At 64.1% G+C, this 10603-nt stretch carries 8 protein-coding genes and 1 pseudogene; 5 read left to right on the top strand and 4 right to left on the bottom strand.

The window, feature by feature from the left end; genetic code table 11:
- Positions 1 to 54: 54 nt before the first annotated feature.
- The gene (locus XH81_RS25785; protein WP_028142430.1) at positions 55 to 804 is read right to left on the bottom strand and encodes a hypothetical protein; all 750 of its coding nucleotides are present in this window, start codon (positions 802 to 804) and stop codon (positions 55 to 57) included.
- 293 nt (positions 805 to 1097) lie between these two features.
- Between XH81_RS25785 and XH81_RS25780 the strand changes: the two genes are divergently transcribed.
- From XH81_RS25780 to XH81_RS25770, 3 genes are all read left to right on the top strand, one after another.
- Positions 1098 to 2129: an ABC transporter substrate-binding protein gene (locus tag XH81_RS25780; protein WP_028142429.1), complete on the top strand. Its 1032-nt coding sequence runs from the start codon at positions 1098 to 1100 to the stop codon at positions 2127 to 2129.
- Positions 2126 to 4819: a hybrid sensor histidine kinase/response regulator gene (locus XH81_RS25775; protein WP_028142428.1), complete on the top strand. Its 2694-nt coding sequence runs from the start codon at positions 2126 to 2128 to the stop codon at positions 4817 to 4819. The genes XH81_RS25780 and XH81_RS25775 overlap by 4 nt, the downstream gene beginning before the upstream one ends.
- Positions 4820 to 5072: 253 nt before the next feature.
- Entirely contained in the window at positions 5073 to 5999 is a 927-nt protein-coding gene (locus tag XH81_RS25770) for a c-type cytochrome (protein ID WP_246553967.1), read from the top strand.
- Between the two features lie 264 nt (positions 6000 to 6263).
- Here the strand turns inward: XH81_RS25770 and XH81_RS25765 are convergent, their stop codons facing one another.
- Both XH81_RS25765 and XH81_RS25760 read right to left on the bottom strand, forming a co-directional pair.
- Positions 6264 to 6740, bottom strand: a complete 477-nt coding sequence (locus XH81_RS25765) for a hypothetical protein (protein ID WP_028142426.1) — start codon at positions 6738 to 6740, stop codon at positions 6264 to 6266.
- Between the two features lie 400 nt (positions 6741 to 7140).
- Positions 7141 to 8112, bottom strand: coding sequence for a LysR family transcriptional regulator (locus XH81_RS25760; RefSeq protein WP_049801707.1), 972 nt, complete (start codon positions 8110 to 8112; stop codon positions 7141 to 7143).
- A 128-nt stretch (positions 8113 to 8240) separates the two neighbouring features.
- On the opposite strand from XH81_RS25760, the gene XH81_RS25755 reads away from it, so the two are divergent.
- Positions 8241 to 9179 (top strand): ring-cleaving dioxygenase, encoded by a 939-nt coding sequence (locus XH81_RS25755; RefSeq protein ID WP_028142425.1) that lies wholly within the window; start codon positions 8241 to 8243, stop codon positions 9177 to 9179.
- Entirely contained in the window at positions 9176 to 9802 is a 627-nt protein-coding gene (locus XH81_RS25750) for an alpha/beta hydrolase (RefSeq protein WP_028142424.1), read from the top strand. Before XH81_RS25755 ends, XH81_RS25750 begins: the two co-directional genes overlap by 4 nt.
- A gap of 202 nt (positions 9803 to 10004) precedes the next feature.
- Here XH81_RS25750 and XH81_RS25745 read toward each other — a convergent pair.
- Positions 10005 to 10595, bottom strand: a pseudogene (locus XH81_RS25745) (LysR substrate-binding domain-containing protein); the annotation flags it as partial.
- Between the last annotated feature and the right edge of the window lie 8 nt (positions 10596 to 10603).

Genomic DNA, 10603 nt, shown 5'->3' with positions numbered 1-10603 from the left:
TCGGCATTGGCGCCGATCCACAACCGGGTGGGAGAATGTCGTGCGATCCCGACATTAGAACTGGCCGGGCGGCAGCTTGAAGATGTCGGGGCTCTTGGCGTCGGCCACGTAGAACAGCAGCAGGCTGGTCGGGGTCAGCACACGCTGGTTGTTCTCCTTGTTCTCGAACGTGCCCTGGAGGAGCAGGATCACCGAGCGATCCCTGGCGTCGCTGCCGCGGAACATCACGATGCCGCCGGCGACGGGCATGTTGACCGCGATGGAGTCGGGCTTGAAGCCTTCACCCATGAAATGGGCGCGCAGGATGTTGGCGTTGGAGAACAGCTTCTCCGGCGTGATCGCTGCGTCAGTCGCCTTCGACCAGACCGCGCCGACCTGAATCAGCGACTTCGACTTGTAGCCGAACACGTAGGAGAGCTCGGCGGTGCCGCCGTTCGGCAGCAACTCCGGAACGGACAGCAGAATGCTGTGCGTCAGCTCGGACGCGTTGTCCTGTGACTTGATGGCGTCGGGCTTGGCGTTGAAATCCTTCGTCATCGCCGCGCGCACATCGGCCTCGTTCATGCCGAACTTGGCGGAGCGGAAACCGTCAATCGCCTTGATCTTGTCGTCCGCGGCCGGTGTCTCGGCCGAATTCGCCCCGGCGGCGACGGGCGTGCCGGCTGCAGCGGGGGCGCCGGCCGCAGCCGCTCTGGGTGCCGGCGCAGCCTTCTGCTTCGGTACGGCGCCCTGGGCCGCGAGCGGTCCGGCAGCAATGACGGTGAGCAGGCCGACGACGGCCGGAATGAGATAGATTTTGCGCATCGAGAACCTTCGAAACAACTTGAAACAACGCTTCAAAAATCGGCAGCTGCGAAATCGCCTTCCGCGAACCGTCGTCGCAACCGAGACGGAAAATGTTGCAACGCGAAGGCGTTACAAGGCGTCACGAAGGAGACAACGCTCGAAGCAGCGACTCTTTGGCAGCGTAGGAATACGGTATCGGGCTGCCAAACGCTGCGAATGCGCATTCATAAGCGCATTTTTTCATCAATTGTGGATGCCGGCCGTTCGCGCTAAGCATCCGCTCCGGGGCAAGCCATCATGCGAAGAGTTTCATGACCGAACGGCCTTCCGCTCTCGCGGTCGATCGCCGCGGCTTCATTCGACTTGCGGGCGCAACCGCCGCGGGATGGGTCGCGCTCGGCGCAACGTCGGATCGCATGCGGATCGTCGGATCGCTGACCGCATTGCCGCTCGACGACGAGCTGACCCGGCGGAGCCTGATCGACAGCGCAACCTCCCGCCTCGGCGGCCTCGTCGCCGGCTTGAGGCAGCGCGGCTGGGTCGAAGGCGTCAACTTCCGCCTCGAGCTCCGTTCGACCTTCGGCACACCGGACCGGCTCAAGGCCGCGATTCAGGAATTGCTGGAGCTGAAGCCGGACGTGATCCTGACGGGGTCGACGGTCGAAACCGTGGCGGTCCTTGCCGCCACCAGGACCATCCCGATCGTCTTCGCGACCGCCAACGATCCCGTCGGCAACGGCTTCGTCGAAAGCCTTGCGCATCCCGGCGGCAACGTCACCGGCTTCACCAACAGCACCGCCGAGATGGGCGGCAAATGGCTGCAGCTGATCCGCGAGGCCGTGCCTGATCTTGCGCGCGTCGGTATCCTGTTCAACCCGGCGACCACCCCGCGCGGCGGGCGCTTCTTCCTCGACTCGATCGAGCAAGAGGCCGCCGAGTCCGGAGTGTCCGCAATCCCCGCCCCCGTCAACGCGCCGACGGACATCGACGAAGCCGTCAGGCGCTTCTCCGAGCCGCCGAAGGCGGCGATGATTGCGCTGGTCGACAGCTTCCTGGTCGTCAACCGGAAGGCCGTCGTGGCGGCGGCCGCCAAGTATCGCGTGCCCACGATCTATCCGTTTCATTACTTCATGGACGCCGGCGGGTTGATGAGCTACGGGCCGACGCTGGAAGTGCGCTCGGCCGACTATGTCGATCTCATCCTGCGCGGCACCAAGGCCGGCGACCTGCCGGTGCAATCGCCGCGCAAATACGAGCTCTTGATCAACCGCACCGTCGCCCGCACGCTGGGATTGACCATACCATTCACGCTGCTCGCGCGCGCCGACGAGATCCGCGAGTGAACGAAACGGTCGACCAGGGACATTTGCGAACGCCTCCCGGCCGGCTGTTCCGCAAATATCTCTACTCGATCGTCGCTCTCGCCTTTGCCGCGCTCGCCATCAACACGGGCTTCGACGTCTGGTTCTCCTATCGCGAGCAGAAGCAGCTTCTGGCGGCGACCCAGCGCGAGCAGGCGGCGTCCGCTGCGATTCAGATCGGCCAATTCATCGGCCAGATCGAAAACCAGATCAGATGGCTCTCGCGCCTGCCGCCGGAACTGTCGACCAACGAAGACGAACGCCTGAACGCCATCCGTCTCCTGCGCCTCTCCCCGGCGATCGCGGAAATCGCCGAGCTCGACTCGCACGGGCTTGAACAGATGCGTGTGTCCCGCCGTGTGGCAGACCGAATCGGCAGTAAAGCCGACCTCTCCGCCTCGCCCGCCTTTCGCGGAGCCAATGAAAGCCGGGCCTATTACGGGCCGGTCTACTTCTTCGGCGATACCGAACCCTTCATGACGCTCGCCACGCGGGGGATTGGCCGCAATCCCAATGTGATCGTCGCCGAGGTCAATTTGCGTTTCATTTGGGACCTCGTCGCCGGGATCAGGGTCGGCAACACCGGCAAGGCCTACGTGGTGGACCGCACGGGTGTCTTGATCGCGCATCCCGATTTGTGGCGAGCCCTGCAACGCAGCGATCTCTCCGGCCATGCCGACGTCCGCGCCGCGCTCGACGGCGTGGGGCCGCCCTCCGGCGGCCTGATCAAGGAGGATCTGTCCGGCCAGCGCGTGCTGTCGACCTATGCGACGGTCCCCTCGCTCGGCTTGCTGGTGTTCGTCGAGCTGCCGCTCAGCGAGGCCTATGCGCCGATCTATGCGTCGATTGGCCGTTCGACCTTTCTCCTCGTCGTCCTGCTGGCCGGTGCGGTGCTGGTCTCTCTCTTTCTCAGCCGGCGCATGACGGGGCCGATCCAGCTGCTGACGCAGGGCGCACGGCGGATCGGGAGCGGCGATCTCGGCCTGCGGCTCGCGATCAAGACCGGCGACGAGCTGGAAGCGCTCGGCGACCAGTTCAACCGGATGGCCGCGCAACTGCGCTATTCCTACGCGACGCTGGAGCGCAAGGTGATCGAGCGCACCTCGGAGCTGGAGAAAGCGCGCGATCAGGCCCTTGCCGAGCACGATGCCGCCGAGCGCGCGCGCAGCGCGGCGGTGGCGGCCAATGAGACCAAATCGCGCTTCCTTGCCGTCGTCAGCCACGAGCTGCGCACGCCGCTGAACGGCGTCATGGGCGTGCTGCAGCTGCTCGACGACGGCAAACTCGGCGAGGCGCAGCGGCGCCACCTCACGACCGCGGCGGCATCGGGGGAGACGCTGATCGCGCTGGTCGATGCCATCCTGGAATATGCGCGCCTGGAGGCCAGCGCCGAAGCCCTGGAGCCGCGTAATTTCCACCTCGACCAGCTGATCGAAACGGCCGCCGACCTGATGCGGCCCCAGGCCTTCGGCAAGGGACTGACCTTCGACCTTGCCTGCGATGCCTCGGTCAGGACCTCGGTGCACGGCGATCCCGTCAGGCTCAATCGCATCCTGCTCAATTTGATCGGCAACGCCATCAAGTTCACGCCATCAGGCGCGATCGCCGTCAACGCAGCCGCCGAGCGCCATGATGGTCATGTCCTGCTGCGCGTGACCGTTCGCGACACCGGCATCGGCATCGCCCCCGACATGCATGAGCGGATTTTTGAGGATTTCGTGCAGGCGGACGACAGCATCGCGCGGCGGTTCGGCGGCACCGGCCTCGGACTCGCGATCGCGCGGCGTCTCAGCCGTTTGATGCGCGGCGAGCTGACGGTGGAGAGCACGCCGGGCGCGGGTAGCACGTTCACACTCGAAGTGCCGCTCGATCCGGCCGTCAGCGGCATTGCCCAAGGTGCACTTCCGCCACCGTCGCGGCGCCTCCGCGTGCTGCTGGTCGACGACGACCCCATCAATTGCGAGGTCGGCGAAGCAATGCTGAATCGGCTCGGCCATCATGCCACGATCGCCAGAAACGGCGCCTCGGCCGTCGCACTCGCCCGCGATCACGCGTTCGACGTCATCCTGATGGACCTGCACATGCCCGACATGGACGGCGTCGAGGCGGCGTCGCGGATCGGCAAGCTCGGTCTGCCGAAAATGCCGCGCATCATCGCCGTCACCGCGGACGTGTCCTCCAGCGCACGCGAGCGGCTCGCCGACGCAGGCATTGTCCAGATCGTCAGCAAGCCGATCCTGATCAACGCGTTGCGCGAGGCGATCGAGGACGATCCGGAGGTCGCGCCGGCAGCCGTGCAACTCGCCGCGGGCGCCTTGATCGACCGGCACTATCTCGACGACCAGAAGGAGCTGCTCGGCGCCGCGCAAATCACAAAGCTCCACCACTTGCTGGAGGAGACCAGCGAAAAGCTGATCGACGACATCACCAAGGCTGCCGCGACCGGCGACCATAAACAGCTCGCCCGACACGCACATCAACTCGGCAGCGCCGCCGGCGCGCTCGGCCTCGTCCGCCTGTTCGAGCGCTGCCGCGAGATCGAGCTGGCGTCGCCTGCGATGTCGGCGCCTGAGTGCCAGAGTGCCGCGCGTGAGCTCGCTGCGCTGCGAGCAGCCTCGATGAGCGCGCTCGACGATCTGCTCCGGCCCGCCGAGCAGCGGTCGGTCAGCTAGATTTGCTCAGATCGAGCTCTTAGCGTTTTGCCCCCGAGCAGTCCAAGGCGGCTGAAATCGCACATTGACGTCTGAGAGTCCCCGGCGTTGAATGGAGTTTTCGATGTGGCGGAGGAGCTGCGGCGTCCCGTCGCCCGACAAGAGGTCGGTTAGCCGCTCCTGATCTTCGCCTTCGGGAAGTACAGTTTGGCTTCACCGACGCGCTGGGAGGTCGAGAGCCATGAGATTTCCAACTGCTCTATGCGTGGTCTCGTTGGCATTGCTCTCCGCGGCCGGGGCGCGAGCGCAAATCCAGGAGGGCCCGCCATCATGGGCCTACCCGGTCAACCCGCCCAATTTTCAACGCACGCCAGACGATGGCACGATCAGGCACGTTCCTGACAGCGCCGCCGGTTTTACGCTCACGCAAGTGCGCGATCTGTTCGCCGCGCCCGATTGGCATCCGGACGATCATCCACCAATGCCAGACATCGTGGCGAGGGGGAGAAAGCCGGAGGTGTTCGCGTGCGGCGTCTGCCACCGGGCAGACGGACCGGGCGGTCCTGAGAATGCCAGCCTATTTGGCCTCTCCGCGGAATACATCATTCAGCAAACGGCGGAGTTCAAGACGGGCCTGCGCACGAACTCGGTGCCTCGCGTCGCCACCGACCTGATGATCAAGTTGTCCAAAGCGGTGACCGATCAGGAACTCGCAGAGGCCGCAGCCTACTTCGCCTCCATCAAGCCCAGATCGAATATTGTCGTCGTAGAGGCCGAGGCGGTGCCAAAAACACAGGTGAGAGACCTGTTCCTGGCTCCGCTGGACGGCGCCGAGAAAGAGCCCATCGGCCAGCGCATCATCGAGATCCCGGAAAACGTTGAACACTTTGTCAGCCGGGACTCGCGCGCTCGTTTCATCGCCTACGTCCCGGTGGGCAGCGTCCAGAAAGGACGGACGCTGGCAACGAACAGCGATCCGCGCGTCCAGTGCGGGACCTGTCACGGTGCTGACCTCAGCGGGACTGCCATCGCGCCGGGGCTTGCGTCCCGTTCGCCCACCTACATGTTCCGGCAGCTCTATGACTTCAAATCGGGTGCGCGGAAGGGGGCCAATAGCGAACTCATGAAACCGGTTGTCGAGAATCTCGGCGTCGACGACATGATCGCGCTGGTCGCCTTTTCAGCGTCGCTCAAGCAATAACATTCTTCGGGGCTGTGCAGAGTGGGCCAGCCGGCGCGCTTCCTGCGCTCATGAGGGTCCGATTCTGGCCCAAAGCCACCCTAAGCGTTCGCTCCATGTCTGCGCGCGGACTTATTCCGGTTAACCGGCCAAGAAGGAGGTCAATCTCAACGACTCCGGTCGGTTCTTCAGCAGGTCGCCCGGCCGGCAATGTGCCGCCGGCCGAGCCAACACGCCACCCAAGGGATCAACTTCCTTCGTGTGGGACCTGTGACCATTGCGCTGTCACGAACCGGACGTTTTAACGACGAGCTTTATGTTCAGCAGGTTGACGCCCTTGAATGGGTTCGGCGCGCTTTCGATTGTTCCCGTACCCGTGGCGTTCGCATAGGCACCTGTGCCCGACAGGATGGTGTATTCGCCCGTCGATTTGCCGTCTTTGGCCGAACCGGTGTAGCGCGCGGTAATCGAGCCTTCCTCGAATGTGTACGTGCTGTAGCCGAAGAAGGGGCCCGACCCTTTGAGCAGGTCCGAAGTATTGACGAACTCTTTCACTCCGATACGGCCATCGTTGAAGACGGCGACCCCAAAGAATTTGCCAGACACAACCGTCTGTCCCTCGACGTTTGCGGCCTCTATGACCTTGAGGTCGATCGGCTTCGTAACCAGCTTGAACTCAAGCACCCGCTCACCGGCTACGGCTGTTGACGCCGCGACGGCCAATGCCACGCCAGAAAGGAAAAGGGTGAGAGACTTCCGCATAGCTTCCTCCTGCGCTTGTTGAAATCAAGTCGAGAAGTGTGAGCTACTCATCGTGCCCGGCTCTTCGCGGTGGCACGGAAGAGAGCCCTCGGAACGCCCCGACAGCGGTTGAACTCTTTCTGTCCTGAGGCGCGAAGTCGGGACGCTAATATGAGTCCCAAGGCACGGGAAGAAAGTTCAACTTTCCGGTGCGGTATAATCGTATCCAGCCACTGCGCGGACTCTCAGCAAAGGCACAATCATCATGGCCTTTGCTGGCAGCCGGACTTCATCCAGTCGTTCGCGGGGAGAGCAATTCCGAGGAATCACTGTCAGCAACGTTGACAATAGAAGAACCCTTGCCGCTCACCCTTTCAAAGGAAATCCCCCGACTGTCCGCCGTGTAGCTCGCCTTCTTGACTCATCGCGAGAGATCGCTGCGAGCCGTTGCCCGGGCAGAGTCATGGCTTCCCGACCCAGCCTCAGCCCCCTGCGCGCCGACTTCTTCATCGCGGCCAAACCGCTCAACGAGAAAGTCGATGAAGAGCCTGACCTTCACCGACAGGTGCCGCGTCGGCGGATAGACCGCATAGAGCGCGAGCGGCGGCGCAAAATAGTCTTCCAGGACGGCGCGCAGCTTGCCTGTCCGCAACGCGTCGGCAGCGATGAACTCCGGCAGCAGCGCGAGCCCCCTGCCCTTGATCGCGACGTCGCGCAGCACCTCGGCATTGTTCACGCACAGCGACCAGGCCGGCTGGATCCAGTGATCGCCGTCGGCGCCTGTAAGCTTCCACTGATTACCGGTGAGCAGGTAGCCGTAGGTCAGCGAGGCGTGCTCGCGCAGATCCTGCGGGTGCTTTGGCGTGCCGTGACGTGCGAGATAGTCCGGCGAAGCGCAGATCATGCGCGCCACCGGCATGATTTTTCGCGCGATCAAGCTCGACGATTCCAGTTCCGCGATCCGCAAGGTCACGTCAAAACCGTCCTGGACGGGATCGAGCAGGTCGTCACTGAGCACGATCTGGAGCTGGAGCTCGCCATAGCGCGCCATGAAATCGGCGAGCACGGGCCCGAGCCGCATCGTGCCGAACGACATCGGCGCGTTGACGCGCAACAATCCGCGCGGCGCCGACTGCGCCTGCGTCACCGCCTGGTCGGCCGCCTCGACCTCCGAGAGGATGACGAGCGCGCGTTCGAAATAGCGCTGGCCGTTCTCGGTCGGGCTGGCATGCCGTGTGGTCCGGTTCAACAGCTGGACGCCGAGGCTCTCCTCGAGGTCGGCGATGTACTTGCTGATCGCCGAGCGCGACAGCCGCAACTGCCGGCCAGCTTCCGCAAAGCTGCCGCTTTCCACCACCTTCACGAAGGCCCGGAGACTGCCGAGCTTATCCAAGGGCTGCTTCCGCCGATTGTTTCCAAATCATAGACATGGCCGTCATATTTGCATGGATTGTCTCCAATCCAAAGCGGAACGATATTTCCGGCCAGAGCAAGACGCTCCCCGAACTCTGGAGGACGACAATGTCTGGACTGCACCATGTCACCGCGATTGCCGGCGACCCCATCAGGAATTTCGGCTTCTACACCCGGGATCTCGGCCTGCGCTTCGTCAAGAAGACGGTCAATTTCGATGATCCCGGCACCTATCACTTCTATTATGGCGACGAGACCGGCCGCCCCGGCACCATCCTGACCTTCTTTCCGTGGGCGGGCGTTCCGGCCGGGCGCCGCGGCGTCGGCGAAACTCATCAGACCGCCTTCCGCGTGCCGCAGCGCTCGCTCGGCTACTGGACCCAGCGTTTCACCGAGAAGGGCATTGCCTACGAGGCGCTGGAGAAGCGCTTCGGCGAATCCGTGCTGCCGTTCACCGATCCCGATGGCATGGCGCTGGCGCTGGTCGGCATTCCCGGCGCCGAGAGCGAGCCCGGCTGGAGCAACGGCGACGTGCCGGCCGAGCACGCGATCCGCGGTTTCCACGGCGTGACCTTGCTGCTCGACAGCGCGGCGAAGACGGCCGCTGTCCTCACCGATGTGTTCGGCTTCAAGGAGACCGGCCGTGAAGGCTCGGTGATCCGCTTCAAGGCGCCCGGCGATGTCGAGGGCAGCGTTGTCGACATCTACGAGGCCAAGGGCTTTTTGCGCGGCCATCAGGGCGGCGGCTCGGTGCATCACATCGCGTTCCGCGCGGCTGACGATGCCGAGCAGGGCAAGATGGCGCAAAAGCTCGTGAGCAATCACGGCCTGCATCCGACTGAGCAGAGGGACCGCAACTACTTCCGCTCGATCTACTTCCGCGAGCCCGGCGGCGTGCTGTTCGAGATCGCGACCGACATCCCCGGCTTCGCCGTCGACGAACCCGTCGCGACGCTGGGACGTGACCTCAAGCTGCCTGTTTTCCTCGAAGCGCAGCGCAAGCAGATCGAGGGTGTTCTGCCGAATCTGGAAGAGACCGTGTCATGACCGAGACTGAATTCATCCATCGTTTCGAGCCCGCGGCCAGCGCGGGCTCTCCTCCGCTCCTCCTGTTGCACGGCACCGGCGGCGACGAGAACGACCTGCTCGGGCTCGGCAAGATGATCTCGCCGGGGTCCGCCCTGCTCTCGCCGCGCGGCCGCGTGCTCGAGCACGGCATGCCGCGCTTCTTCCGCCGTCTCGCCGAAGGTGTATTCGACGAGGACGACGTCCGCCGCCGCGCGAACGAGCTCGGCGAGTTCGTCAACGCGGCGCGGCAGCGCTACGGCATCGCCGCGCCGGTCGCCGTCGGCTTCTCCAATGGCGCCAACATCGCAGCCGCGCTGTTGCTGCTGAAGCCGGAGGTGCTTGCAGGCGCGATCCTGCTGCGCGCGATGGTGCCGCTGTCGGATCCGCCCAAGGCCGAGCTTGGTGGCAAGCCAGTCCTGCTGCTGTCCGGACAGGCTGATCCGATCGTGCCGGCCAGCAATTCGGCCAAGCTTGCGGCTCTGCTCTCGCAAGCAGGCGCGAGCGTGACCCACAGGGTCCTGCCGGCGGGCCATCAATTGTCGCAAGCCGATTTGACGCTCGCCCGCGACTGGATCGGCAACGTCGACGCCAAGGCAGCATGACCTGGCAGGCAGCGCATCGTTTCCAAACGGTGCGCCGCCGCCTTCACTCGAACCGCCCATCGTAGGTCGCACCCATACGGCCTTGATCGCGCCGAAGGGATGCTCGACTGTCTCACGTCGCGTCCGCATGGCGTCTGGAGTGGAATCCAGCCGCCTCTGAACTCTCAACAAGTGAGCATTTCGCTACTGGCAAACGCATTGCCTACGCGGTGGGCGTCGCGCCATGCGCTGAGTGCGATGGTACACCCCTTACGAAGTCTATGAATGCGCGCAACGGCGCCGGCACGAGACGTCGACCAGGATAGTAGAGAAAGGGCCCCGAAAAGCTCTGCCACCAGGGTTCGAGGACCGGCTCGAGCTGACCACTGGCGAGATGGGGACGAAGCCAGTCCTCGAAGAGGGTGACAATGCCGGTACCGGCGATGGCGGCGGCAACGGCGAGATCTGTCGCCGCCCCGACGCTGACCAGCAGCGGTCCTTTGGGTTCGACGCGAACGATTTCGCCCTCCCGTTCAAACTCCCACGGAGCCACCATCGCGCCGGACGAAAGACGACTGCCAAGGCAAGCGTGGTTGACGAGCTCGCGAGGATGATTGGGCCGGCCGTAGCGATCCAGGTAGCTTGGAGAGGCAGCGGTTGCAAAGCGCTGAACGCGAGGACCGATTGGAATCGCCATCATGTCCTGCTCCAGACGCTCGTCGTATCGGATGCCAGCATCACAACCAGCGGCCAGAACGTCGATAAAGCTATTCTCCGCAATCACTTCCAGCCGGATGTCAGGATAAGCGGCGAGGGAGATGA

It is taken from the genome of Bradyrhizobium sp. CCBAU 25360, assembly GCF_028128695.1.
GTDB classification, from domain to species: Bacteria; Pseudomonadota; Alphaproteobacteria; order Rhizobiales; family Xanthobacteraceae; genus Bradyrhizobium; species Bradyrhizobium ottawaense.
This window is presented reverse-complemented; position numbering and strand designations above follow the sequence as displayed.

Excerpts from the sequence above, each read along its gene's own strand:
- XH81_RS25780 (WP_028142429.1), top strand. The coding sequence starts at position 1,098 with ATGACCGAACGGCCTTCCGCTCTCGCGGTCGATCGCCGCGGCTTCATT.
- XH81_RS25765 (WP_028142426.1), bottom strand. The coding sequence starts at position 6,740 with ATGCGGAAGTCTCTCACCCTTTTCCTTTCTGGCGTGGCATTGGCCGTC.
- XH81_RS25785 (WP_028142430.1), bottom strand. The coding sequence starts at position 804 with ATGCGCAAAATCTATCTCATTCCGGCCGTCGTCGGCCTGCTCACCGTC.
- XH81_RS25750 (WP_028142424.1), top strand. The coding sequence starts at position 9,176 with ATGACCGAGACTGAATTCATCCATCGTTTCGAGCCCGCGGCCAGCGCG.
- XH81_RS25755 (WP_028142425.1), top strand. The coding sequence starts at position 8,241 with ATGTCTGGACTGCACCATGTCACCGCGATTGCCGGCGACCCCATCAGG.